This window comes from Sphingopyxis sp. UBA6723 (genome assembly GCF_002454115.1).
Lineage (GTDB): Bacteria > Pseudomonadota > Alphaproteobacteria > Sphingomonadales > Sphingomonadaceae > Sphingopyxis.
The window spans coordinates 61,397-86,176 of the sequence record NZ_DKIH01000006.1 but is presented as its reverse complement, the minus strand read 5'-3'; the positions used below and the strand labels follow the sequence as shown (position 1 = coordinate 86,176).

Sequence of the window (24,780 nt, the reverse complement as noted above, 5' to 3'; positions counted from 1 at the left end):
GCCGAGATTCATGGTCCCAGCCTTGCGGTAACAGCGGAAGGTAAATTTTCGTATAGCGTGTTCGGTAATTATTGTGCGGGGGGCAGCCCGCCGAACGTCACGATACTCTCGCTGCCATCGCTTGAAACTGCTGAAACACCAAAGAAATTATCGTCGATGATGACGCCGGGCAGCACCAGCTCGGTTGCTGCATCGCCCGCGACCTGGCGGCTGTCGGTCCAGTCGCGCGCATCGCTTCGGCGCCACAGGATGCGATAGGCAGCGGCGCCGTTCACCGGCGTCCATTTGACCGTGGTGTTCGAACTGACCGCGCCGTCGATGCTGACACTGGCGGGTGCGGGTGGTGCGGCGGCGAGCTCGCTGGCCAGCACGACGTTCAGCGCCGTGACGCGCGCCAGATAGGTGAAATCCATTTCGTCGACCGTATCGCCAAATTTGCGACCATTGTCGGTGCGCAGATCCTGATGCTGGTGATCATAATCCTCGATCCCGACGGTAAAGCGGATCGCCGGATAACCAAGTTCGAGCGACGGTAGATGATCGCCGCCGCGGCGGAAACGATCGGGCCGGCGCACCGCCAGCACGTCCAGTCCGATCGCCGGGCTGTGCTGCCCGGCGCGGATCGCCGCCTTGGCCAGCGCGCGCGACGGGCCGTCATCCTCGCCGCCGATGCCGCGGCGTGCCAGCTGCGCCGCCAGATCCTCCGACGCGCGGATGCCTTCGCTGAACACGCGCACCCGGTTGTCGACGATGGCGCCGTCAGTTCCCTTGATGCCACCGACGATGTCGTTGTTCAGCACCGCCGCGACCGGCCAGCTCTTTTCCTTCGCATGGCGTGCGAGCAGGCGCCCGCCCCACAGCCCCTGTTCCTCGCCCGACAGCAGGGCATAGACGATCGTCGCGCGATGCTTCTGTTTCGACAGCAACCGCGCCGCCTCGATCACCAGCGCGGTACCCGACGCATTGTCGTTGGCGCCGGGGGCGTCGGCGGTGAAGTTCATGACGTCGGTCACGCGGCTGTCGATGTGCCCCGCGATGATGATCACATGCGCCGGATCGCCCGTGCCCTTCTGGATTGCCAAGACATTTTCGACGATCACGCCGTCCGGCGCGCGCGGCCCGTCAAAGCGATCGGCGATCCGCTCGACGGTCAGGCAGCCGCCGCAAGCCTTGGAAATACGGCCGAATTCGGCGGCGCCCCAATTGCGCGCGGCGCCGATCCCGCGTTTGCGATCGGTCGCCGACGACAAAGTATGCCGGGTGCCGAACGACACCAGCTTTTCGACATCGGCTTTCAGGCGCGCGGGGTCGGCGGCGGGGGTGACGTCCTGTGCCTGCGCCGCAATCGGCGCGGCAAGGAGCAGGGCGGCGAGCAAGCTAAGTTTGATCATCCCCGCTTCATGCGGTGGGTGTAAGGTCGAAGCAAGGGCCATCGCCGCCTACGGATCGTCGCCCCCGCGCAGGCGGGGGCCGCTATCGGTTTACTCAGCGCGGCTGAGCAAGCGGGCTAGCGGCCCCCGCCTGCGCGGGGGCGACGAAAAAAGCCCCTCCCGACGGGGAGGGGCTTTCCGTTTTTTTAGCGCAGGCCCGAGAAACGGATGTCCTGCACGCGGCCGTAACGGATGTCGCAGGTGAATTTGCCCTGGTCGTAATAGCCACCACGACCCCAGCGGCCACCATAACCGTCGCGAACAACGACGCGGCCCTTCACCTTATACCCGTCGCGCTTGCGATCGATGCTCGTCACCTGGGTAACGTCGGTGTTGCCATAACGGCGGCTGCCGCGTTCGACCGCGCCGACGCACTGGTTCACGGCGCTGCGACTGTTGCCATAGCGGTTGTAATCATAGCCATAGCCGTAGCGCGGATCGTTGTAGCGACCGCGATAGCGGTCGTCGTAACGATCATAACGGTCGTTGTTGCCGCTCGACAGGATCGCGGCGAGGCCGCCGAGCACAACGGCGCCTGCGATGACTTCGCCCGCGCTAATGCCGTCGCGGTCGTACCGGTCGCGGGCAGCGGCGGGTGCGGCGCTCATAAGCATTGCGCCAGCGGTGGCCGCACCAATTGCGGCCTTGGTCAGGTTGGTCTTGATAGCCATGGTTCGGTCTCCTTCAGGCGCAGGCGGCAGCGTTGCAGCCTGTTGAAGCGGTTCTACCGATTCGCGGGTGACACGGTGCTGAACCTGTCGCTTATCTGGCGTTCAGCCTTGGTTTTGCTGGCGTTCATAAAAATCCTCCCCGTCGCGCAGCGATGGGGGAGTCGCAGACGGCGCGCAGCGCCAGCGGGACCGTCCCCGCGAAGCGGATGGTGGAGGGGCTTTGCGACGGCGGGGTAAAGGCCCCTCCGTCAGCGCTTTGCGTTGCCACCTCCCCATCGCTGCGCGACAGGGAGGATCGATCAGGTCAGCCGAAATTGACGTTGACGACGCGGCCGTTGCGATAACTGCACCCGAAACTGCGGATCTCGCCGCCCAGCCGTGACGCGGTGCCGGTGACGTACCAGCCGCCGTTATTGGCTTCGGTGCCGTCGATGCGATCGACGCGCGCATCATCGCCCATTTCGGCCTCGACCGCCCAGCTACATGCGTCGGCGGCGCGGCTCTGGACGTCGCCGGTGCCATAAGCACGGACGTCGCTGTCGTCCGCAGGGTCTTCGACCGGCGGCACATAGTCGCGCTCGCGCTCGTCGTAACGCTGATTATCGCGATACGGCGGCTCGTAACGATAGTCGGGCGCACGCGCGCGCCGGTCCTTGCTTGCGGCGCTGGCGATCGCGGCGATGGTGCCGATGATCAGCAGGCCGCCGAGCACGTCGCCGGTGCTCACCCGGTCGTGATGGCGATAACCCCAGCCGCCATGGCGCGACCGCGCTTCGGCAGGAACGGCGCTGATCCCGACCGAGGTGACGACGACAGCGGCCGCAGCGGCAAGGCAGGTGAATTTACGCATCAAGGGTTCCTCCCCAAGGGTCGGCAAAAGAGGGTCCGGCCCGGAATGTCGCCGGTCTAGGCCGCCGATGCTTTCGCGCCGCTGAACCGTTGTTCCCGCGCGATGGGACGAGTCCCGAAATGGAAAAGGCCCGCCATCGCTTGGATGGCGGGCCTTCAAACCCAAGGTGACCAGACCTTGCGGGTCATCAGCAGACGCAGCGCGGCTTGGCCTTGGGTTTCGGCGTCCACTTTTTCTTCGCGACATAGCGCTTCCGAACCGGCACATTCTCATAATAGGTCTTGGTCGTTGTCTCGACCGTTTCGGTCACGACCGGCGCGCCGCCGGTGATGATCGTCGTGACCACCACGCCGGGGGTGTAATAGCCGTAGCCATGGCCATAGCCGCCATGATGGTATGTCGTGCTGCTGTAATGCGATCCGCGGCTCGCCCACCAGGCTTCGCATTTCTTCTTGTCCGATGTTTCGCCGATCGCGCCGCCCGCGACCGCGCCCAGCGCGCCGCCGATGATCGTGCCTTCGGTGCGGTTGCCCTTGCCGGCGATGCGGTTGCCGACGACGCCCCCCACGACTCCGCCGACAACCGCGCCGCCCACTGTGCCCCCCCGGCCACAGCGGCGTTCCATTTCTGCATCGTACTGCGGGTCGTACCCGCCGCCATAATAGTGATGCGGCGGCGGCGGATAGCCGGCGCCATGGCCCTCGACCGAGCCTTCATAGCGGCCCTCGTAGCGGCGCCCGTCGGGCGTTTCATAGGTTCCGTTCCAGGTGCCGGTCCAGCGCCCCTCGGCGTCGTAGCCCGACACGCGGCGATATTCGACTTCGCTCGGGATGCGGTCGGCATGGCCGGTATAGACGCGCGCGTCGGCATCGGCGGGCGCGCCATAGTCGAGCGCCGGGCGCGAGTCATGCTGGTACGACACGCCGCTCACCAGGTCGGTCGCAGCGTCCGCATCGATCATCGGCGCTTCGGCATGGGCACGCCCCGCCAGCAACAACGACCCTGCGGCCACCCCCAACAAGACGAACGTGCGCATGACTAACTCCCTGTTCCCTCGGCCCGAACCGATTGGTTAACAGCTTGTTAGCAAAATCGGCGGCTTTTCGCGAATCCGTTAACCCTGACGATTGCGTCCCGATTTGGGTCAGATAACGGGGGTTGGTTGGCGTTACGCCAGCGCCGCGGCAATCCGCGCCACCAGCGCCTCCGCCCCCGCCTGATCCGCCGCCGAAAACCGCCCCGGCAGCGGGCTGTCGAGGTCGAGCACCCCGACCAGCCGGTCGCCCGCGATCACCGGGACCACCAGCTCGCTGCGGCTGTCGGCGTCGCACGCGATATGGCCGGGAAAGGCATGGACGTCCTCGACGCGCTGGGTCGCGCGCAGCCGTGCTGCGGCACCGCACACGCCCTTGTCGAGCGGGATGCGGATGCACGCTGCCTTGCCCTGAAACGGCCCGAGCACCAGTTCCTGCCCGTCGAAGCGGTAAAAGCCCGCCCAGTTGAGGTCGGGGATCGCCTGCCAGATCAGCGCCGCGACATTCGCCATATTGGCGATGCCGTCGCGCTCGCCCGCGACCAGCGCCGCGGCGGCGTCGCCCGCCTCGGCCCATAATTCGGCGGGATCGGTGGCGGTAAAGGCGAGGGCGTAGGACATTATTCGACCGCCAAACCCGTCCACTTCGCCGCAAAAGCATATTTGTCGGCGGCCTCGGCGATGATCTTGTCGGTCGGTTTGCCGCTGCCGTGACCGGCGCGCGTTTCCACACGGATCAGGTGCGGCTTGTCGCCTGCCTTCGCATGTTGCAGCTGCGCGGTATATTTGAAGCTATGCCCCGGCACGACGCGGTCGTCGGTGTCGGCGGTCGTCACCAGCACCGCGGGATAGGCGGCGCCCGCCTTGATATTATGATAGGGCGAATAGGCGAGCAGATTCTTGAAATCGGCCTCTTTCGACGGATAGCCATAATCGTCGACCCAGTAACGCCCGGCGGTAAAGCGGTCGAACCGCAGCATGTCCATCACGCCCACCGCGGGCAGCGCCGCGGCGAACAGGTCGGGGCGCTGGTTCGTGACCGCACCGACCAGCAGGCCGCCGTTCGACCCGCCCTCGATCGCGACCTGACCCTTGCCCGCGATGCCTTGCGCGATCAGATATTCGGCCGCGCCGATGAAATCGTCGAACACATTCTGCTTGTTGGCGAGCCGCCCCGCGTCGTGCCACGCTTTGCCATATTCGCCGCCGCCGCGCAGATTGGCGATCGCCAGCACCCCGCCCTGATCGACCCACGCCAGCCGGGTGGGCGAAAACCCCGGGGTCATGGACACGTTGAAGCCGCCATAGCCATAGAGCAATGTCGGCGACCCCTTGCTGCGGTCGAGCCCTTTCTTCATCACAAGGAACATCGGCACCTCGGTGCCATCCTTCGATTTGTAGAAACGCTGCTCGACCGTGAAGTCATCGGGTTTGAAGGTCAGCTTGGGCTCGGCAAAAATCTCGCTTTTGCCGGTCGCGGTGTCGAGCCGATAGATGGTCGTCGGCCGCGCATAGCTGGAGAAGGCATAGAAGGTTTCGGGATCGCTCGACTTGCCGCCAAAGCCCGATGCCGACCCGATGTCGGCCAGCTTGATCGCGGCGACCTTTTTGCCGTCGAGCGCGATCATCTCCGCCTGCGATTTCGCATCGCCCAGGTACGACAGGATGATGCGATTGCCGACGCGCGAGGCGCCGACCAACGTATTCTCGCTCTCGGCGACCAGCTCGGTCAGCTTGCCGGGTTTGCGGATGTCCATCGACACCAGCCGCTCGCGCGGCGCACCCTTGTTGGTGATGAAGGTGAACAGTGGACCCTCATTGGTCACATAGTCCCAATTGTTCGCGAAATCGCCGACCAGCGTGACCGGCTTGCCGGCGCCCTTGGCGCCGATCGGATACAGCGTCACGCCCAACCGCGCGTCGGTCCCTTCAGACCCGAACACCAACAGATACTGGCCGTCGTCGCTGACGACCGCGCTGTTGTTGAGCTTGGGCTTGTCAGGGGTTGCGTGGATCAGCACATCCTCGGACTGCGGCGTGCCAAGCTTGTGGAAATAGACGGCGTGGTTCTCGTTGAGCGACTGGAAGGCCTCCCCCGCTTCGGGTTCGGGGAAGCGCGAATAATAAAAGCCGCTGCCGTCCTTCGCCCAATCGAGCGCCGAGAATTTCACCCAGCGCACCTCGTCGGGCAGATCCTGCCCGGTTGTGACGTCCTTCACCCGCACGATGCGCCAGTCGGTGCCGCCGTCCTGCACCGAATAGAGCAGATGCTTGCCGTCCTCCGACGGGCTCCATTCGGCCAGCGCGGTGGCGCCATCCTTTGCCCACAGATTGGGGTCGATCAGCACCCGGCCTTCGCCCTTCAATCCTTCGCGGACATACAGCACCGACTGCGGCTGGAGCCCGTCGTTGCGGGTATAGAAATAGCGCGTCCCGGCCTTCGTCGGCAGGCCGAAACGCTCGTAATTATACAGCTCGGTCATCCGTTTCTTAAACGCATCGCGGCCGGGCAACGTCGCCAGATAGGCGTCGGTGACCTTGTTCTGCGCCGCGACCCAGTCGGCGACCTTCGGATTGACGCGGACATCGTCCTCCAGCCAGCGATAGGGATCGGCCACCGCAACCCCGAACTGCGGATCGACCGTGTCGCCGCGCGCCGTATCGGGATAGGCCAGCGCCGGTGCGGGCGCCGCTGCGGCCGCGGCTTCCGCCGCATGGGTTGCGGCCGGGGTCATGGCAAGGGCGACGAGCGCCAGCGGCGCAGACAGGGCTTTACGGGACATGGCAAGGCGATCCTCAATCATCCGGGGGGACATTATCGTGCGCCGATATGTAAGGATGGAAAAGCGCGGGGCAAGCGATTTCAAGGCTGCTCGATGCGGCCGGGCCGCCCGCAAACAGGCGATGATCGGCGCCGACGGTGGTCCATGAATCGCATGTCCTGTCTCACGCGGCATGGCGTTCCGTCTGGTTGCTCCCGGCTATGCCAATCATCGCTCCGATTCATGTTTCACGACATATTTGTACCGCGCTGGGACACAAAAGACTCGCGACTCCATTTCACCTTACCGGCCTGCTAACCACGCGACTCGCAGGAGCGTCGAACCGATGCGACGCTTGTCTGGGGGACATGGATATGAAGACGGTGCTGGCCGCCATCGCGGCATTCTCAAGCTTGACGATAAGCGTGTCGGCCGACGCGGCTGCGACCATCAACTTTGATGACAAGACCGCGATTTCAGGCAGCAACGATTTCAAATCGCAGCTCGCAGGCCTCGGCCTGACCAAATATGACACGACCGGAGCGTCGATCTTCCTCACCGAAAATTCGCTCATCACCTTCCACCTTCTTGGGTCGGAAAGCGGCTTTAACGACAGCTTTTTTACCCTGTCGGCGCCGAACTTGATGAAGGGCGAATCGAGCCCGTTTCAGAATAATTTCGGATCGCCGATCCTGATCGGCAGTGCCAATTTCAATGCGGGCAGCCTGACAGGGCTGCTGAATTTTTCGAGTATAGGCGGCAAGCCCGCCACCATCGGTCAAGACGGCTTCGCGATCTTCCTCGGCAACAAGCAGAAAAGTGGCAGCGCCCTTTCGACCTTCTATTTCGGCTATGACGACCAAGTTACCAAGGCGGACAATGATTATGACGATATGATCATCCGCGCCACCGTGACCTCAGCGGTGCCGGAACCCGCCACCTGGGCGATGCTGCTGCTCGGCTTTGGCGCGATCGGCGGCGTGATGCGCGCCAAGCGCCGGAAACCGAAGGTTGCGGTCTCACTCGGCTGAGCTTTTGTGTCTGCCATCGCGGCGCCCGACGGCGCGGCGCGGGGTTTCAAAATTCGATGATGATGCGGACCTTGTCGGGTGTCGTACCGACGACATGGGCAATCTGGGCGCGGTTTTCGGCGAGCATGTCGGTCGGCAAACGGCCCGTGTCGGTTCCGAGCAGCTCGGCGGTTGACACACCCAGCACGTGACTGAGCGCTTCGACGCGGTCGTGCCGCGGTCGCGAACGGTCTTTCTCCCACCCGGAAACGGCCGGCACGCTGACATCGAGGGCGGCGGCCAGATCCGCCTGACTGAGTCGGCGCGTGACCCGCAGGCGCCGTAGCCGGGCGCCAAGACTTTCCTTGTCTGCCGCGGGCGACATCGGCGTGACAATAGGCCGCGGCGATGGCAACCCGCGCATTTCGGCAGCGCCGGACCACGCAGTATTGCGGCTATGCTCGATCATGGCCGGCCCAGCGCAGCGGCTGGCGAAACAAATTGGTGGACCTGCATCAGACAGTTATGACTTTCACCCTGCGACGCGGTGCAGAATACACCACTCGCGGCAAGGCGTGCGGTGCTAATCTGTACGAGTACACCGGCGATCGAGCAAAACGCGCCGCCGCGGCGAGCGGCCACCCCAACGAGAAAGGGCGGCCTCCTTTCGGAAACCGCCCTTGATCTTGTGTCGCTCGCAGCGCGGCTCAGGCTTCCGCCATATCCTCGTCATACTGCTCGACCGGACCCGAATCCTGGCCCTTGGCCGTGACGTCGCGATCGACGAGTTCGATGATCGCCATCGGCGCGGCGTCCGAGGCGCGGATACCCGCCTTGATAACGCGCGCATAACCGCCGTTACGATCCTTGTAACGCTCGGCCAGGACGTCGAACAGCTTGACCAGCTGCGTGTCGTCCATCAACCGGCTCATCGCGAGGCGGCGATTGGCCAAACCGCCGCGCTTTGCCAGCGTGATCAGCTTTTCGATATAGGGACGCAGTTCCTTCGCCTTGGCGACGGTCGTCGTGATCTGCTCATGCTTGATGAGCGCCGCCGACATGTTGCGGAACAGGGCCGTGCGGTGCGCGCTGGTGCGCTGCAGCTTCCGGCCACCTGATTTATGACGCATAATCTTGTCCTTCGTTTGTCAGAGGGGCCGTATGAGGTACCCCAAGCCAGGTCGATGTGCGGGCCGACCCATTCCCGTTGTACTTCCCTCTCCCGGCGGGAGAGGGTTGCGAAGACTTGGCGGCTCGCCCGCCTAGTCGCAGCTGGGTGAGGGGATCGGCTCTATCGCGAGAGCACAGAACCCCTCATCCAACTTCGCCTAGCCGACGAGTCGGCAAGGCTGCGTATCCTTCTCCCGATGGGAGAAGGTTCGTCCTTTAACCCAGCAGCTCTTGTTCGAGCTTCTTGGCCATCTCTTCGATGTTTTCCGGCGGCCAGCCGGGGATATCCATGCCCAGGCGCAGGCCCATCGACGACAGCACTTCCTTGATTTCATTCAAGGATTTGCGGCCGAAGTTCGGGGTGCGGAGCATTTCTGCTTCGGTCTTCTGAACCAGGTCACCGATATAGATGATGTTGTCGTTCTTCAGGCAGTTGGCGCTGCGAACCGACAGTTCCAGCTCGTCGACCTTCTTGAGCAGGAAGCGGTTGAGCTGGTTGACGTCGCTCTCATCGGCGGTGGTCGGCGATGCCGCCATGCCGATCATGCCACTGTCGTTCATCGCTTCTTCGAAGTGGACGAAGACCTGCAGCTGGTCCTGAAGGATGCGCGCAGCGTAAGCCACGGCGTCTTCCGGGGTGATCGTGCCGTCGGTTTCGACGGTCAGGTTCAGCTTGTCATAATCCAGTTCCTGACCGATGCGGGCATTGTCGACCTTGTAGGCGACCTGGCGCACCGGCGAGTAGAGCGAGTCGACCGGGATCAGGCCGATCGGCGCGTCGATCGGACGGTTGGCGGTCGCGGGGACATAGCCCTTGCCGGTGTCGGCGACGAGTTCCATGTTCAGCGTCGCACCGTCGTCGAGGTGACAGATGACATGGTTCGGGTTCATCACCTTGATGTCGCCCGACACCATGATATCGCCGGCCTTGACGGTCGCGGGACCGGTCGCCGAAAGCTGAAGCCGCTTCGGGCCTTCGCCTTCCATCTTGAGCGCGATCTGCTTCACGTTGAGGACGATGTCGGTGACATCTTCGCGCACGCCGGTCAGGCTCGAAAATTCGTGGAGGACGTTCTCGATCTTGATCGACGTGATCGCCGCACCCTGAAGCGACGAGAGCAATACGCGGCGCAGCGCGTTGCCAAGCGTCAGGCCAAAGCCGCGCTCGAGCGGTTCGGCGACGAAGGTCGCCTTGCGCTTGCCGTCGCTGCCAGCCTTGATTTCCAGGTTGCTGGGCTTCTTCAATTCCTGCCAGTTCCGGATATTGACAGTCATGGTCTTCCCTTTGCTTTTGGCGGGACGAATTGGGGGTCGACCAATCTGTCCGGCGTTAGGAGTTTAGCGGATGCAGCCCCGGAAATGGGGCGCATCCGAAGCAGGCATCAGACGCGGCGGCGCTTGGCCGGGCGGACACCATTGTGCGGGATCGGGGTCACATCGCGGATCGAGGTGATGTGGAAACCAACCGCTTGCAGCGCGCGCAGCGCCGATTCACGACCGGCACCCGGGCCTTTGACTTCGACTTCCAGCGTGCGAACGCCGTGTTCGGCGGCCTTCTTGCCGGCATCTTCGGCGCAAACCTGCGCCGCGTAAGGGGTCGACTTGCGGCTGCCCTTGAAGCCCATCATGCCGGCGCTCGACCAGGCAATCGCGTTGCCCTGGGCGTCGGTGATGGTGATCATCGTGTTGTTGAAGGTCGCGTTGACGTGGGCGACGCCCGACGAGATGTTTTTGCGTTCGCGCCGACGAAGGCGCTGCGGTTCACGAGCCATGATGTAATCCTAACCTAATCCTGAATGGCCGGTGGCGGGCGATGGCCGCTGCCCCGGCAGGGGAAACAAGGAAGCGCGCCCGGATGGACGCGCTCGAACCTTATTTCTTCTTACCGGCGATCGCCTTGGCCTTGCCCTTGCGGGTGCGCGCATTGGTATGGGTGCGCTGGCCGCGGACCGGCAGGCCCTTGCGATGACGCAGGCCGCGATAGCAGGCGAGGTCCATCAGGCGCTTGATGTTCATCGCCGTCGTGCGGCGAAGATCACCTTCGACCTGGATACCGGCGTCGATGGTTTCGCGAATCTGCAGCACTTCGGCGTCGGACAGGTCCTGGACGCGGCGCGACTGGTCGATCCCCAGCTTGGTGGCGATGTCGACGGCGGTCTTGCGGCCGATACCGTGGATGTAGGTGAGCGCGATGATCACGCGCTTGTTGGTGGGCAAATTGACGCCCGCAATACGTGCCATGGGGTACTTTCTCCTGCTCCACAGGACCGGTGGCAATCGGTCCCATCTCAAAGCGTCTGATTTCCAACGCAAAAAACGGACCACGAATGCGCGCCTTGCGCTTCGCCGTCCGGTCATGATGTCGGAATGGAGGCGCAACTAAGGTGAGTCGGCCGGTTTGTCAAGCGTAGCGCCAGGGATTTCCCTGCGTCCTGGACTATGCCACAGCGTCCGGATCATGGCCAGCGATGACCGCCTTTCCCACCTGCTCGACCGCCTCGCGGACTATGTGCTGGCGCATGGCCTGACCGCGTCCAGCCTGCGGCCGCTGGCGCGCGCGGCGGGGACCAGCGACCGGATGCTGCTCTATTATTTCGCCGACAAGGATGCGGTGATGGCCGCAACGCTCGAACGGATCGCGGCGCGGATGACCGCGCTGCTGGTCGCCGCCGCGCCGCCGCACCCTTTGCCTTATGCGCAGCTGCGAATAGCGCTTGCGGCGCGACTGCGCGACCCGGCGCTGTGGCCCTATATGCGGCTGTGGCTCGACATGGCGGCGCGCGCGGCGCACGGCGATGCCCTCTATGCACGCATCGGCGAAAGCATCGGGCGCGGCTTTCTGGCATGGGCGGGCGACGAACTCGCCTGCGCCGCCGCCGACCGCGCCGGGCTGGCGGCGCGGCTGCTGACCGAAATCGAGGGGATGGTGCTGCTGACCAGCCTGGGGTTGGGCGATGCCGTCGATGCCGCGCTCGGCGTCAGCTTCGGGCCGGAACGCGATTGAGCCAGCAGCCGAGCGCAATCGCCACCGCGCCGCCCCACAGGATGACCGCGCCCGATGCCGCGGTCTGTTCGATCCCGGCGCCATACAGGTCGGGAATGACGACCAGCGCAATGCCGTCGCAGGCGATCGCCGCAGCGGTGACGATCGCGCTGCCCAGCGCCACCTGGTCGGGCGCCAGCCGCGCGACGCGCCGGACCAGCAGGATTACCGGCAGCGTACCCGGAACCAGCGCGGCATAGAGCAGCACCCGATTGGCCCCTTCGAACGCACCGATCGCACCGGCCCAGCGGCAGATCAGCGCGCCGATGAACCAGAAGATCACCCCGGAAATGACCAAGGTTGCCAACTGGCCGCTGGAAAAGGGCAGGCGGGTAGTGGCTGCGGACATCGAACTTCTCCCTGTAGCAGTTGCTACAAGTCGCCTATCAGATTGTAGCGACTGCTACAAGGCATGTCACACTACGTGGCACCTTCGTCCACATCCGGATCGCTCACCGACCCTCGGTACGCGGCGCAATGTCCGCTGCCCGCGCCGCCAGCCGGTCGACCGCGGCCGCATGGATTCCGGGCGCGCAGGCGATCACGCCAAAGGCTTGCGCGCGGGGCGTATTGAACTTCAGCGGCGCGCCAAAGGCATCCGTGACATTTGCTCCCGCCTCGGTCGCGATCAGCGCCGCGGCGGCGACGTCCCATTCGAACCCCCAGCGCAAGGTCGCCACCAGATCGGCGCGGTCGTCGGCGACCAGCGCGATGCGCAGCGCGATGCTGTTCGGTTTGGTCACGATCACCAGATCGCTGTCGACCTTTGGCAGCGCGTCGGCGGGAACCCGCGACCCGGCGAACTCGGTGCGCTGGCTGGCGCGCAGTGTCTCGCCGTTGAGCAGCGCGCCCTGCCCCTTTTGCGCGACCCATAATTCGTCGAGCGCGGGGGCGTAGAGGATACCGAATTCAGGGGTGCCGTCGATCACCAGCGCGACCGACACACACCACCCCGGACGGCCGCGGATGAAGTCGCGGGTGCCGTCGATCGGATCGACACACCACATCGCACGGCACGACAGGCGGTCGGCGTTATCGGCGGTTTCCTCGGACAGCCACCCCGCTTCGGGTACCATCGCGCCGAGCACCGCCTTCAGCCGCGCATCGACCGCCAGATCGACGTCGCTGACCGGGTTGTCGTGCGACTTGTTCCAGACATTGACCGCTAGCCCCTCGCCGCGCCAGCGCGCCATCGCCATGTCGCCGACCTCGCGGGTCGCGGCGATCGCGGCTTCGAGGTTGCGGCCCGGCATAGCGCCCTTAGCTCGACGCGACGGTCATGCCGTCGATGCGCAGGGTCGGCGCGTTGATGCCATGGCGGAACTCGAGGTCGTTCGCGGGGACCAGCGCGGCGAACATATCGATCAGATTGCCCGCGATGGTGAATTCGGCGATCGCTCCGGCCAGCACGCCGTCCTTGATCCGGAAACCAGACGCGCCGCGGCTGTAATCGCCGGTCACCGGGTTGACGCCGTGGCCGATCAGCTCGGTGATATAGACGCCGTCGGATATGCCTTCCATCAGTGCTGCGGGCGTCACGCTGCCCGCGGCAAGGTGCAGGTTGCTCGCGCCGACCCCCGACGCGCCGCCGCCGCGGCTCGCATGACCGGTCGGCGTCAGGCCAAGCTGCTTTGCCGAGGCGGTATCGAGCAGCCAGCCGGTAATCTTGCCGTCGGTGACCAAATCGCGCGCCGCGGTCGGTAGGCCTTCGCCGTCGAAGGCGCGGCTGCGCAGGCCGCGCCGGCGGTGAGGCTCGTCGCGGATGACGATGCTCGGGTCGAACAACTGCTGATCTTCTTTGCCAAGGAGGAAGCTGGTGCCGCGCGCGATGGCGGGGCCGGCGATCGCGCCCAGCAAATGACCGACGATGCCGCCGCTGACACGGGGATCGAGAATGACAGGAAACTTGCCGTTCGGCGCCTTGCCGGGATTCAGCCGTGCGACGGCGCGGGTACCGGCGCGCGCGCCGATCTCAGCAGCGCTTTCCAAGTCGGCCAGATGATGCGCGCTGTGCCAGCCATAGTCGCGCTGCATGTTGGCGCCTTCGCCCGCGATGACGCTCGCCGACAGGCTGTGGCCGCTCGACCCGTAACCCCCTGCAAAGCCGTGGCTGGTCGCGAGGGCAAAGCGGGTGCGGCTGTGGCTCGCGCTGCCGCCTTCGCTGTTGGTGACCCCCGCGACGGCGCGCGCCGCTTCCTCGACTGCAAGCGCTGCCTCACGCAGCGCCGCGGGATCGGCTTCGCTGCCGTCGTCGAGGTCGAGGTCGGGAACCGGGCCTTTGAACAGCAATTCTTCCGGCGCCAACCCGGCATAGGGATCCTCGGGCGCCTCGCGCGCCATCGCCACGCAGCGTTCGACCAGCTTGGTCAGCTCGCCCGCATCCATATCGGCGGTCGACACGCTGGCGCTGCGCTGGCCGACGAAGACGCGCAGCGAAATATCCTGCCCCTCCGACCGCTCGACATCCTCGAGCGCGCCAAGGCGCATCGAGACCGAGGTGGCGGCGTTGCAAAAATAGAGCGCGTCGGCGGCATCGGCACCAGCCTTGGCAGCGGCGTCGCACAGCAATTGCGCGCGGTCGAGGGCTTCGGAAACAGTGAGCATTGCCGCGCCCTATACGGCGGGCGGCAGGGCGTCAAACTTGGTTGGCGGTGATTAGTTGACGATTGCCGCGATGGCGTCGGTAGCAGCCATCGCGCCGCTGACCCACAGGAAGGGCAGCGTCAGCGCGGCGACCCAAAGACGGCGAACGTCGCGGCGAAAGCGCGCATGCAGGCCCCAGCTGGCCAGCGCCTGACGGCTCAGGTGATACCAGCGCCGCTCGGTCGATCGGGCAACGGGAACGGCGAGGGCCAGCAGGACGATCAGCGCGACAAGAATCAGCGTTGATGAGGCACCCGCCGCGATCGCGCTCGATACCAGCCAGATCTGCAAAGCAGCAAAGGCAACCAGCGCCGTCGCAGCGTGCCAGGTCATTCGGCGGCCAAGACTCCGCGCTGCCGGCACACTATGTGTCGAGCGCCGCCACAGGCGCGGTCCGAATGCTGTTGCCATTTTTCAGCCCCCTTAGGCTGGCGATTCCCAGAACGCCACGATTTCAGCCCAAAATTCCCAAGTCAAGACAGGTTGCCACCGATTCGTTAACAATTCCGCTCAATTCACCCCGGTTTCGCAACCAAATCGCGCTCGACCGACGAAAATGCTACAATAGTGGCCGGACCGGCGGTGATCAGGTCGATGAAACGACCGGTAAATCGGACTGACGGTGGTCGAAGCCGCGGCGCCGTTGGTCGAAGCCTTGCATCCGCCCGCCACATTGATAGCGTCTAGTCCAAGTGGATCTGCTTTGCTGCAACACGGGGAACATCATCATGCGCTATCTGGCCTTCATCGCCGCTCTCACCCTTCCGCTTGCATCGGCCGCGGCGGCCGACGGCGACAAGCCCGCCGTCGAACCCAAACCCGCGGCGCTGATCGCCGACGGGGTACCCGAAGTACCGGCCGAGCTATCGGCGGCGACGCGGCCATATATGGAAAATCGCGGCGCTGGTTTTGTCGGCTGGAATCCGGTCGACAAATCGATGCTGATCTCCACCCGCTTCGGCAACACCGCGCAGTTGCACCGCGTCGCGATGCCGATGGGCGCGCGCAAGCAGATCACGTTCGAGGCCGAGCCGGTCGGGGCGGGCAGCTGGGCGCCAAAAAAAGCCGACGTAATGCTGGTTCAAAAGGACATCGGCGGCAATGAATTCTATCAAATCTATGCCATGAAGGACGGGCGGCTCGATCTGCTGACCGACGGCAAGAGCCGCAACGGGCTAAATGCATGGAGCCACGACGGTCAGCTCGTCGCCTTTACCTCGACGCTGCGCAACGGCCGCGACAGCGACATCTATGTGATGGACCCGCGCGATCCCAAGACCCGCCGCATGGTGGCACAGGTCGAGGGCGGCGGCTGGGGCCTGCTCGACTTCACGCCCGACAAAAGCTGGGCGCTGGTTGGCAAATATACGTCGGTGCAGAAAGCCGACCTGTTCCGCCTTGACCTGGCCAGCGGCGCGATGACCCCGATTGGCGACCATAGCAAGACCGTGGCGCTCGGCGGGGCGAGCTTTGCCCCCGACGGCACGATCTGGATGACCAGCGACGAGGGCAGCGACTTCCAGCGGATCGGGACGCTCGATCCGGCGACAGGCAAGTTCACGCCGAAGGGACCGGCCGAGAAATGGGACGTCGACACCTTCGACATCGCCGAGGACGGCAGCTTTATCGCCTATGTGGTCAATGAGGCGGGGATGTCGAAACTGCGGCTGTTCGATCCAAAAACCGGCGCGGTGCGGACGGTCGACAAGCTGCCCGCCGGGATCATCGGCGGGTTGGAGATCGCGCCTTGGGGCGAGATCGGCATCACCTTCACCTCTGCGCGCAGCGCCGCCGATGCGTTCAGCGTCGATCCGAAAACGCTGGCGGTGACGCGCTGGACCGAAAGTGAGACGGGCGGGCTCGACGTCACCAAGAATGTCGAACCCGAACTGGTCAAGGTCAAAAGCTTCGACGGGCTCGAGGTGTCGGGCTTCCTTTATCGCCCCGACCCGGTGAAGTTCCCGGGCAAGCGCCCGCTCATCATGAGTGTCCATGGCGGTCCCGAAGCGCAGTCGCGACCCGGCTTCATGGGACGCAGCAATTATCTGCTCAACGAAATGGGGATCGCGCTTTTCTATCCCAACGTCCGCGGATCCACCGGCTATGGCAAGACCTTTGTCAGCCTCGACAACGGGCCGTTCAAGCGCGAGGACAGCGTCAAGGACATGGGCGCGTTCCTTGATGCGCTGGCCAAGGACAAGACCCTCGACGCGGCGCGCTTCGGGCTGACCGGGGGCAGCTATGGCGGCTATATGTGTTATGCCGCCGCCACCCATTATGGCGACAAGCTGCGCGCGAATCTGTGCGTCGTCGCCATTTCGAACTTCGTTACCTTCCTGGAAAATACCCAGGATTATCGCCGCGACCTGCGCCGCGTCGAATATGGCGACGAGCGCGATCCGGCGCAGCGCAAGAAGCTGATGGAAATCTCGCCGCTCACCCGCGTCGCCGATATCAAGAAGCCGCTGTTTGTGGTGACGGGCGCCAATGACCCGCGCGTCCCCGCGTCAGAGGCGGATCAGATTGTCGCGGCGGTGCGCAAAAATGGCGGGACCGCTTGGCATCTGGTTGGCACCAATGAGGGCCATGGCTTCGCCAAGAAGGAAAATGCCGATTATAATTTCTGGGCGTCGCTGCTGTTCTGGAAGCAATATCTGCTGAACTGAGCTGAACGGACCAAGACGCCTCTTCATTGCGAGGAGCGAAACGACGCGGTAATCCAGGGTGGCGTAAACCGCTCTGGATTGCTTCGCTTCGCTCGCAATGACGATAAAAAGTCAGCCTTGCGGCGGAACCGGCAGCGGTTCGGCATCGGCTTCATCGGGCGCGGTCGGCATCGGCGCCTGACCGCTGGCCTGACGCTCCAGCTCGGCGGCAGCCGCCTGCCGTTCAGCCAGCGCACGTTCTTCGGCCAACACCGCGGCTTCAACCTCGTCGGACGCGGAATCGATCCCCGCAAGGCGCTTGGCGCGTTCGTCGGCGATCATCGCCTGCCAGTCGGTTTTGTCGGCGGCCTGACGTTCGGCCTTGGCGCCGGCGACCAACGCCTGGGTGCAGCCGGTGAAACCGCCCAACCCGCTCGGCGAGCAGCTGTCGGTGCCGAACCGCCCGATGCGCTCGACGGCGACAACCTTGTTCGCCCAGGCTTCGTTGCGCACGTCGAGTGGATTGCCACGCAGCATTTCGGGCACCCGATACCGCTCACCCTCGGGCAGCTTGGCGCAGACCAGGATTTCGTCGTCGGCACTCTTCGGGCACTGATCATCGCCATAAACGACAACCTGATTGACCTTTTCGCCTTCGATCACCGACTGCTGCGCCGCCACGGGCATCGCGAGGGTGCTACCGGCAAGGATCAGCGCGAACAGGGGCAGGCGGGTCATCCAAATTTCCTTTGCTTTTCTATTGTGGCTTGGCACCGCGACCCTGCATCGGTCATGAACGGATGCGCGGGTCGGATCTCTATCAGATACGCTTCGACAGCGCGATGGCTGCACGGCAGCCGGCGCGGATCGCGAGGCTTAGGACCGGGTATCCCGGTGCGCTCTCGGCGCCTGCGGCCAGCGCCGCGTTCTTATGCTCCAACTCCTCGGCGCGGAAATCGGCGACCGCTGCACTGAGTTCGGGGTCGCTGTCGCCGAGTTCATCAAGCTGGTCGCGGTAATGGCGGTCGATCTCGGTTTCGACCGCGGCAGTGCAGGCCATGGCAGCGCGCGGCCCCATCGCGGCGGTGACGGCGCCGAGCGCAAAGCCTGCGACATTCCAGAACGGCTGGAGCGCGGTCGGACGCACACCGCGCTTGGCGACCATGTCGTCAAAGAATTTGCGGTGACGTTCTTCCTGTTCGGCCATGTGCGCGATTTCGCGCGCCATCGGATGCCGATCGCCCATGACCGCGAGCTGGCCCGCATAAATACGCGTCGCGCCATATTCGCCGGCCTGATCGACCCGGATCATCGCTGCGTTTTTATCGGCTTTCCTCATGCCGCAGATGTGGGCCGACGGCGCAGCAAGGTCAAGACGAGCGCCGCAGCGCCGAGCGAAAAGATCGCGTTGAAGCCCGCGAGCGATATGCCGAACAGGGTCCATTGCGCGGTGTCGCAGCGGATCAGCGGCGCGTTCATGATCGCGTCGAGCGACACCGGGCCACCGCCGCCAGTCGCGCACGAGGTCAGCCCTTCCCAGAATCCATATTCGACCCCGGCATGGTAAATCCCGATAGCGCCCGAGATGGCGATCGCGATGGCGGCGAGCAGCGTCAGCGCGCGCATCGCCTTATCATTGCCGCGCAGCAACAGCGCGAGCAGCGCCAATATGATCGCCGCTTGGTGCGGCCAGCGCTGCCAATAACACATTTCGCAGGGGTGCAGGCCAAAGCCAAATTGCGAGACCAGCGCGCCGCCGTAGAGCAGCAGCGGCGCCAAAAATGCGACGAGGGGTGCGGAAAGCCGCGATTTCAGCATCAATCCAACCTCAAATCAAATCGTCATCCCGGCGAAGGCCGGGATCTCGACCTCACAGTCTTACGCGCCGGTGAAATCCCGGCCTGCGCCGGGATGACGGAAGGGAACGCATGGCGGAATGGAGTCAGTTGCGCCGCGCAGGCTTGGCGCCGGGCTTGGTCGCCTGCGCCGCCATGCGCGGTGCGGTCGGGCTGATCCGCCCGATCGTCTGCAACGCATAATGGAGCTGGAAGTCCTCGATCCCCTTGGCCTTGAGTTCGGCGGCAGTCGCGGTGAAGCGCGGATCGACCTTCTCATCCTTTTCGATCAGCCCGTTATCGACCTTTTTCTCGTTGATCAGGTGACGGCGCAGATCGCTCTCACGGAACTTTGGCCGCGACGCATAATCGGGGTCCGAAATCTGCGGGACACGGATATCGGGTTCGATGCCGCCTTCCTGCACGCTGCGCCCCGACGGCGTGTAGTAACGCGCGGTGGTCAGGCGCAGTGCGGTCGTGTCGGACAGCGGCAGCACGGTCTGCACCGATCCCTTGCCGAAACTGCGTTCGCCCATCACGACGGCGCGGTGCTGGTCCTGCAGCGCGCCGGCAACGATTTCGGAGGCCGATGCCGATCCCGAGTCGATCAGGACGACGACCGGTGCGCCGCTGGCCAGATCGCCCGGTTCAGCAAAGAAGCGTTCGATGTCGCCCTTCCGGCGCCCACGCTGCGAAACGATTTCGCCGCGCTCGAGGAACAGGTCGCTGATCCCGACGGCTTCGTCGAGCAATCCGCCCGGGTTCGAGCGCAGATCGACGATCCAGCCGCGCGGTTTTTTGCCCAGCGACTTTTCCACCGCCATCATCGCGGCGCGCATATCGGTGGTCGCGTCTGCCGAGAAGCTGGTGACGGTCAGCACCCCGACGTCGCCGTTGACTTCCCATTTGACGGGCTTCAGGTCGATGACTTCGCGGGTCAGCGACATTTCGATCGGTTTGTCCTGGCCTTCGCGGACGATGGTGACGTCGATCTTGGTCCCCGGGCGCCCGCGCATCTGTTCGACCGCCTCGTCGAGCGTCAGGCCAAAGATCAGTTCCTTGTTGATATGGGTGATATAATCGCCCGACTTGATCCCGGCCTTGTCGGCGGGGGTGTCGGCGGTCGGTGCGATGACCTTCACGACGCCGTCTTCCATGGTCACCGACAGGCCGAGCCCGCCATATTCGCCGTCGGTCTGGGTGCGCAGGTTCGAAAAGCCGCGCGCGTCGAGATAGCCCGAATGCGGGTCGAGGCTGGCGAGCATCCCGTTGATCGCGCCTTCGATCAATTTCGAATCGTCGACCGGTTCGACATAATTGGATTTCACTTCGAGATAGACGTCCATGAACCGCGAAATCTCTTCCTGCGTCTTGCTGTCGACGCTCGCCATCGCGCCGGTCGCGAGCGGCACCAGCGCCAGCGTCGAGAGCGCGGCAGCGCCCTGCCACAACGCAAAGCGGCGCTTCGAGGATGCGGGCTTCTTGGTCGAGTCGGTCATGTGCGTCTTTCACTCAGGCGGGAATTCCCGCCGTATATACCCCGGCCGACCATCCTCCTACGCATTTGCGCAGGCGTCAAGCGGTGCATCCCGATAGGGGACAGCGTCCGAATGGGGGATTAACAATCGGCGCGATCAACCGATCATCGCGACGATATCGACCGGGCGACCGCCGCGGCGCAGCTCCACGGTGATGCGGCTGTCGTCGGACCCGGCGCGGCCGATCGGCGCACCGGCGTCGAGCGTGTCGCCGACCGCGACCGACAGCCCTATCATGCCGGTCAGCAAAGACACCCAGCCGCCGCCATGATCGATGATGACGATCTTGCCATAGCCGCGATAATCGCCGGCAAAGCTCACCCGGCCGGGGGCAGGGGCGACGACCTGTCCGCCGGGCCGCGCCGCGATCGTCACCCCGCGCGAGCGGACGCCGCTGTCGTTGACTTCGCCCAGCCCGGCGACGATGCGCCCGACGACCGGAAGGCGATAGGCGCCTTGCGTGAGTTCGGCTTCGGTAGGGGCAGGCGGCACCGCGCCGGTGATTGCGCCAGCCGGATTGCGCGGGCGCGGCAACGGCCCGGCCAGCTGCGCCAGTTCGGCGCGCACCGCGCCATCGGCCTCGAGCGCGTCCATCAGTTCGACGATATCGCGCGCTTTCTCGCCAAGCCCCAGTGCGCGGTCGGCCTCAAGCTGGGCGCTGCTCATCAGCTCGCGCGAACGCATCCGGCCTTCATTTTCCAGCCGGGTCAGCGCGTTGCGGCGCTGCGACAGCTGGACCTTGCTGGCCGACAGCGCCCGCAGGGCTACCGCCTGCTGACGCCGCGTCGTTTGCAGCAAGGTCAATTCCTGGCGCACCCCTGCGGTGCGTCGCTCGATCACCGGCATCGCGGCGTCGATCACTGCGCGCGCGTGGACCATGTCGGTCAGCGATCCGGGCTGCGCGAGGACACTGACCGGCGGCTGGCGCGAGAGTTGCTGGAGCGAGGCGGCGAGTTCGAGCAGCGGCTGTTGCTGATCCGCCAGCCGCGCACGTTGGGCGGTGAGGCGGCGATTGACGAGCGCGACGCGCGCCTCTCCGGCGCTGATGTCGGCCTCGGCCGACTGGATGCGCGCGGCGAGCGCGGCGCTGCGGATTTTCAGCCGGTCGGCCTCGCTGCTCGCCGCGACGGCCTGCGCCTCCAGCCGGGTGCTGCGCGCCATCGCCTCAACTGACTGCTGTTTTGCGCTGAGGAGTTGGTTGCGTTCGCGCGCGGCGATCGCCTGCGGATCGAAAACATCGCTCTGCGCCAGCGCCAGCGCGCCGCCAGATAAGATAGCCAGCGTCGCAAGGGCCGCGAGCGCGCGCCTCATTGCCGCCCCTCGCGGTGATATGGGTGGTTCGCGACGATACTGGTGGCGCGCCACAATTGCTCGGCGAGCATCGCGCGCGCCATCAAATGCGGCCATGTCGCGCGGCCAAAGGCGATCACCGTGTCGGCACCCTCGCGCTCCTCCGGCGTGAAGCCGTCGGCGGCGCCCAGGCAAAAGCGCGCCTCGCGCACCCCACTATCGCGCCAGCCCTCCAGCAATTTGGCAAATTCGAGCGACGACATCTGCTCGCCGCCCTCGTCGAGCAAGATGGTCCGGCTATTGTCCGCAGCGGCAGGCATACGACCGCCCGTATCCGGAAGCTCGGAAATCTTCTGCGCCCACGTCACGCGTTTCATGTAACGCTCGACCAGCTCGGCCTCGGGCCCGCGCCCGATGCGCCCGCGCGCGATGATGTGCAGCAACATGACGCCCCGCCTACCCTTGGCAGGGCAGGGACGTCAATTTGCGACCGTGACCGGCGGCGCGTCGCCGAACGACCACATGCGTTCGAGGTTGTAGAAGCTACGCACCTCGGGACGGAACAGGTGGACGATCACGTCGCCCGCATCGAGCAGCACCCAATCGGCATTGGGCAGCCCTTCGACACGAACCTGACGGCCCGCTTCCTGCTTGATCCGCTGCGCCAGTTTCTCGGCAATCGCCGAGACATGGCGCGTCGACCGGCCGCTCGCGATCACCATATGATCGGCGATGCTGCTTTTGCCGGCAAGCGGGATGGAGATGGTTTCCTGGGCCTGGTCCTCATCCAGCTGGTGGAGGATCAAAGCGTGGAGCGCGTCCACATTATCGTTGGCGGATGCGGCGCTGGGCGCGGCACCCTGGGTGGCGGAGATCAAATGCGTCCTTTCCTAATCGGGTCCACAAGCCGCGAACGCGTGATCGGGTCGCGCAAAGCGCGACCTTCATAGCGTTCGAACCAGCGGGGGTTGGCCTGCCGTATCGCAGTTGCGGATCGCACATCGGGCGAAAATCGCAGGAACACGAGGGCGGGCGGTCTCCAGTCCGTCCAATGCAATTTCTGGTCCGCGGGCCGGACGAAGCGCCGAAGCCAACCCATCGCACGTCTTGCGTGGGCGCGGTCATTATAGCCCGGACGCGCGATAACCGCAATCGGCATGAGTCGGGCAATCCCCCGCCAGTCGCGCCATTGGGGCAATTGGACCAGATTGTCGGCGCCCATGATCCAGATGAACTGGCGATCGGGGTAGCGGCGGACGAGTTTTTTCAGCGTGTCGATCGTGTAGCGCGTGCCCAGCTCGGCCTCGATTCCGGTCGCGCGAATCGGCGAGCGCCGCGCCATATGCCGCGCAGATGCAAGGCGCGAGGGGAGCGAGGCCATGCCCGCTTTGGGCTTGAGCGGATTGCCCGGCGACACCAACCACCATAATTCATCGAGCCCCAGCGCGTCGATCGTATTCAAACTGATCGCGCGATGCCCGCCATGCGCCGGGTTGAAGCTGCCGCCGAGAAGGCCGGTGGGGATCACAGAAGGGTCTGCCAATCGCTGCGGAGATGGGCGATGCGTAGAATCAGAACGCGCTTGGTATCGACGTGGTAGAGCAGAACATATGGCAGCTTTCCAAGGCGCCATTTTCGTCGGCCTTGCGCGTCTAGCGGAGCTCCGGCTCGAGGTGAAGTAGCAAGAAAGGAGGCCGCTTTGGCAGCTTCTTCGAGCAGGTCGTTCGCCGTCCTGAAATCCGCATCGACCAGATGATCGACAGCGTCGTTCAGATCTTCTCGCGAAAGACGGGACCAGCGAACCGGCGTCACGCAGCTTTGTTATTTCGCTTGGCCCGAATCTCTTTTCGCTTGGCGTCGATCCAATCCAGCATCTCTTCCGACGAGATCAAAGGTTCCTCGCGCGCCGACCGCTCGCCTTCCTCAATGAATGCCAGCATTTCCGCTTCACGTTCGGTAAATTGTCGAACTGCCTGCGCAACAAGCCAGGATCGCGAGCGATCGTATCGCGTCGCCAATTGGTCGAGCGTTTCGAGCGTCGCAGCATCTAGTCGCGTGGTGATCGGTGAAGTCGCATCCATATGCCATCTGTATCACTTGTACACAAATGACTCAAGGACGCGTCTGACCGCTCCCCCGCACTAGCCATTTATAGGTGGTGAGCCCTTCCAGCGCTACAGGGCCGCGGGCGTGCAGGCGCCCCGTGGCGATACCGATTTCCGCGCCCAATCCGAATTCGCCGCCGTCGGCGAACTGCGTCGAGGCATTGTGCATGACGATTGCGCTGTCGACCTCGGACAGGAAGCGTTCTGCGGCGGAAAAATCCTCGGTGACGATCGCGTCGGTGTGGCGGCTCGAATGCACGTCGATATGCGCGAGCGCGCCTTTCAGACCGTCGACCATGGCGATCGAGACGATCGCGTCGAGATATTCGGTGTCCCAATCGCCCGTTGACGCAGCTTCGACATGCGGACTGAGCGCCGCAATGGCCATGTCGCCGCGCACTTCGCAGCCCGCCGCGACCAGTGCATCGATAATTTCAAGCGGGGCGGGATAGGCACGGTCGATCAGGATCGTCTCGGTCGCGCCGCAGATGCCGGTGCGGCGCATCTTGGCGTTGACCGCAAGTTCTGCGGCTTTCGCCGGATCGGCTGCGCCGTCGATATACAGATGATTCACCCCGTCCAAATGCGCCAGCACAGGTACGCGCGCCTCGTCCTGCACCCGCGCGACCAGCCCCTTGCCGCCGCGGGGGATGATGATGTCGATCTGTCCCTGTGCGCGCAGCATGGCTCCGACCGCGGCGCGGTCCTGCGTCGGTACGAGCTGGACCGCATCGGCGGGAAGCCCCGCCTCGACC

The 24,780-nt window shown here is 64.6% G+C and carries 29 protein-coding genes; 3 read left to right on the top strand and 26 right to left on the bottom strand.

Annotated elements, in window-relative coordinates:
* Positions 1-68 precede the first annotated feature (68 nt).
* From B4F07_RS03930 to B4F07_RS03905, 6 genes are all read right to left on the bottom strand, one after another.
* Positions 69-1,391: a M28 family peptidase gene (locus B4F07_RS03930; protein ID WP_293697767.1), complete on the bottom strand. Its 1,323-nt coding sequence runs from the start codon at positions 1,389-1,391 to the stop codon at positions 69-71.
* Positions 1,392-1,576: 185 nt separating this feature from the next.
* Positions 1,577-2,101 (bottom strand): hypothetical protein, encoded by a 525-nt coding sequence (locus tag B4F07_RS03925; RefSeq protein ID WP_293697765.1) that lies wholly within the window; start codon positions 2,099-2,101, stop codon positions 1,577-1,579.
* Between the two features lie 304 nt (positions 2,102-2,405).
* A complete protein-coding gene (locus B4F07_RS03920) occupies positions 2,406-2,951 on the bottom strand; it encodes a hypothetical protein (protein WP_293697763.1) in 546 nt (181 codons plus the stop codon).
* 187 nt (positions 2,952-3,138) lie between these two features.
* A complete protein-coding gene (locus B4F07_RS03915) occupies positions 3,139-3,987 on the bottom strand; it encodes a glycine zipper 2TM domain-containing protein (protein WP_293697761.1) in 849 nt (282 codons plus the stop codon).
* A gap of 132 nt (positions 3,988-4,119) precedes the next feature.
* Positions 4,120-4,605 (bottom strand): GAF domain-containing protein, encoded by a 486-nt coding sequence (locus B4F07_RS03910; protein WP_293697759.1) that lies wholly within the window; start codon positions 4,603-4,605, stop codon positions 4,120-4,122.
* Positions 4,605-6,767, bottom strand: a complete 2,163-nt coding sequence (locus tag B4F07_RS03905; RefSeq protein WP_293697757.1) for a prolyl oligopeptidase family serine peptidase — start codon at positions 6,765-6,767, stop codon at positions 4,605-4,607. The genes B4F07_RS03910 and B4F07_RS03905 overlap by 1 nt, the downstream gene beginning before the upstream one ends.
* A 347-nt stretch (positions 6,768-7,114) precedes the next feature.
* On the opposite strand from B4F07_RS03905, the gene B4F07_RS03900 reads away from it, so the two are divergent.
* On the top strand, positions 7,115-7,777 hold the full coding sequence (locus B4F07_RS03900; RefSeq protein ID WP_293704543.1) for a PEPxxWA-CTERM sorting domain-containing protein: 663 nt from the start codon (positions 7,115-7,117) through the stop codon (positions 7,775-7,777).
* Between the two features lie 46 nt (positions 7,778-7,823).
* On the opposite strand, the gene B4F07_RS03895 is transcribed toward B4F07_RS03900, so the two are convergent.
* The 5 genes from B4F07_RS03895 to rpsM form a co-directional block, all read right to left on the bottom strand.
* A complete protein-coding gene (locus B4F07_RS03895) occupies positions 7,824-8,141 on the bottom strand; it encodes a helix-turn-helix domain-containing protein (RefSeq protein ID WP_293697753.1) in 318 nt (105 codons plus the stop codon).
* Between the two features lie 322 nt (positions 8,142-8,463).
* Complete coding sequence (gene rplQ / locus B4F07_RS03890) at positions 8,464-8,886, bottom strand: 50S ribosomal protein L17 (protein ID WP_293697751.1); 423 nt, start codon at positions 8,884-8,886, stop codon at positions 8,464-8,466.
* Positions 8,887-9,142: 256 nt separating this feature from the next.
* Complete coding sequence (locus B4F07_RS03885; RefSeq protein WP_293697749.1) at positions 9,143-10,201, bottom strand: DNA-directed RNA polymerase subunit alpha; 1,059 nt, start codon at positions 10,199-10,201, stop codon at positions 9,143-9,145.
* Positions 10,202-10,308: 107 nt separating this feature from the next.
* Positions 10,309-10,698: a 30S ribosomal protein S11 gene (gene rpsK / locus B4F07_RS03880; protein ID WP_003040416.1), complete on the bottom strand. Its 390-nt coding sequence runs from the start codon at positions 10,696-10,698 to the stop codon at positions 10,309-10,311.
* A gap of 100 nt (positions 10,699-10,798) precedes the next feature.
* Positions 10,799-11,167 carry a 30S ribosomal protein S13 gene (gene rpsM, locus B4F07_RS03875; RefSeq protein ID WP_293697886.1) on the bottom strand — a complete coding sequence of 123 codons (369 nt, stop codon included), beginning with the start codon at positions 11,165-11,167 and terminating at the stop codon, positions 10,799-10,801.
* 217 nt (positions 11,168-11,384) lie between these two features.
* On the opposite strand from rpsM, the gene B4F07_RS03870 reads away from it, so the two are divergent.
* Positions 11,385-11,930: a TetR/AcrR family transcriptional regulator gene (locus B4F07_RS03870; protein ID WP_293697747.1), complete on the top strand. Its 546-nt coding sequence runs from the start codon at positions 11,385-11,387 to the stop codon at positions 11,928-11,930.
* Here the strand turns inward: B4F07_RS03870 and B4F07_RS03865 are convergent.
* The 4 genes from B4F07_RS03865 to B4F07_RS03850 all read right to left on the bottom strand — a co-directional run bounded on the left by B4F07_RS03865 (position 11,905) and on the right by B4F07_RS03850 (position 14,945).
* Entirely contained in the window at positions 11,905-12,318 is a 414-nt protein-coding gene (locus tag B4F07_RS03865) for a hypothetical protein (RefSeq protein ID WP_293697745.1), read from the bottom strand. The two genes, B4F07_RS03870 and B4F07_RS03865, sit on opposite strands and share 26 nt — an antisense overlap.
* Positions 12,319-12,421: 103 nt before the next feature.
* Positions 12,422-13,222: an inositol monophosphatase family protein gene (locus B4F07_RS03860; protein WP_293697743.1), complete on the bottom strand. Its 801-nt coding sequence runs from the start codon at positions 13,220-13,222 to the stop codon at positions 12,422-12,424.
* A 7-nt stretch (positions 13,223-13,229) separates the two neighbouring features.
* Positions 13,230-14,573: a TldD/PmbA family protein gene (locus tag B4F07_RS03855; protein ID WP_293697741.1), complete on the bottom strand. Its 1,344-nt coding sequence runs from the start codon at positions 14,571-14,573 to the stop codon at positions 13,230-13,232.
* Between the two features lie 51 nt (positions 14,574-14,624).
* Positions 14,625-14,945, bottom strand: a complete 321-nt coding sequence (locus B4F07_RS03850; RefSeq protein WP_293697739.1) for a hypothetical protein — start codon at positions 14,943-14,945, stop codon at positions 14,625-14,627.
* A gap of 395 nt (positions 14,946-15,340) precedes the next feature.
* On the opposite strand from B4F07_RS03850, the gene B4F07_RS03845 reads away from it, so the two are divergent.
* Entirely contained in the window at positions 15,341-17,278 is a 1,938-nt protein-coding gene (locus B4F07_RS03845; RefSeq protein WP_293697737.1) for a S9 family peptidase, read from the top strand.
* Between the two features lie 111 nt (positions 17,279-17,389).
* Here B4F07_RS03845 and B4F07_RS03840 read toward each other — a convergent pair whose 3' ends face one another.
* The 11 genes from B4F07_RS03840 to B4F07_RS03790 form a co-directional block, all read right to left on the bottom strand.
* Positions 17,390-17,995, bottom strand: a complete 606-nt coding sequence (locus tag B4F07_RS03840) for a hypothetical protein (RefSeq protein ID WP_293697735.1) — start codon at positions 17,993-17,995, stop codon at positions 17,390-17,392.
* A gap of 82 nt (positions 17,996-18,077) precedes the next feature.
* Complete coding sequence (locus B4F07_RS03835; RefSeq protein WP_293697733.1) at positions 18,078-18,596, bottom strand: demethoxyubiquinone hydroxylase family protein; 519 nt, start codon at positions 18,594-18,596, stop codon at positions 18,078-18,080.
* On the bottom strand, positions 18,593-19,075 hold the full coding sequence (locus B4F07_RS03830; RefSeq protein ID WP_293697732.1) for a disulfide bond formation protein B: 483 nt from the start codon (positions 19,073-19,075) through the stop codon (positions 18,593-18,595). Before B4F07_RS03830 ends, B4F07_RS03835 begins: the two co-directional genes overlap by 4 nt.
* A 124-nt stretch (positions 19,076-19,199) precedes the next feature.
* Positions 19,200-20,591 carry a S41 family peptidase gene (locus B4F07_RS03825; RefSeq protein ID WP_293697730.1) on the bottom strand — a complete coding sequence of 464 codons (1,392 nt, stop codon included), beginning with the start codon at positions 20,589-20,591 and terminating at the stop codon, positions 19,200-19,202.
* 135 nt (positions 20,592-20,726) lie between these two features.
* On the bottom strand, positions 20,727-21,941 hold the full coding sequence (locus B4F07_RS03820; RefSeq protein WP_293697728.1) for a murein hydrolase activator EnvC family protein: 1,215 nt from the start codon (positions 21,939-21,941) through the stop codon (positions 20,727-20,729).
* Positions 21,938-22,366, bottom strand: a complete 429-nt coding sequence (locus B4F07_RS03815) for a 23S rRNA (pseudouridine(1915)-N(3))-methyltransferase RlmH (protein WP_293697726.1) — start codon at positions 22,364-22,366, stop codon at positions 21,938-21,940. Before B4F07_RS03815 ends, B4F07_RS03820 begins: the two co-directional genes overlap by 4 nt.
* A 33-nt stretch (positions 22,367-22,399) precedes the next feature.
* Positions 22,400-22,798: a ribosome silencing factor gene (gene rsfS / locus B4F07_RS03810; RefSeq protein ID WP_293697724.1), complete on the bottom strand. Its 399-nt coding sequence runs from the start codon at positions 22,796-22,798 to the stop codon at positions 22,400-22,402.
* Positions 22,795-23,448, bottom strand: coding sequence for a nicotinate-nucleotide adenylyltransferase (locus B4F07_RS03805; protein WP_293697722.1), 654 nt, complete (start codon positions 23,446-23,448; stop codon positions 22,795-22,797). Before B4F07_RS03805 ends, rsfS begins: the two co-directional genes overlap by 4 nt.
* Entirely contained in the window at positions 23,445-23,732 is a 288-nt protein-coding gene (locus B4F07_RS03800; RefSeq protein ID WP_293697720.1) for a type II toxin-antitoxin system RelE/ParE family toxin, read from the bottom strand. The genes B4F07_RS03805 and B4F07_RS03800 overlap by 4 nt, the downstream gene beginning before the upstream one ends.
* Entirely contained in the window at positions 23,729-24,001 is a 273-nt protein-coding gene (locus B4F07_RS03795) for a CopG family ribbon-helix-helix protein (protein WP_293697718.1), read from the bottom strand. The genes B4F07_RS03800 and B4F07_RS03795 overlap by 4 nt, the downstream gene beginning before the upstream one ends.
* A gap of 31 nt (positions 24,002-24,032) precedes the next feature.
* Positions 24,033-24,780, bottom strand: a 748-nt coding sequence (locus B4F07_RS03790) for a glutamate-5-semialdehyde dehydrogenase (protein WP_293704540.1), incomplete at its 5' end; no start/stop codon positions are given.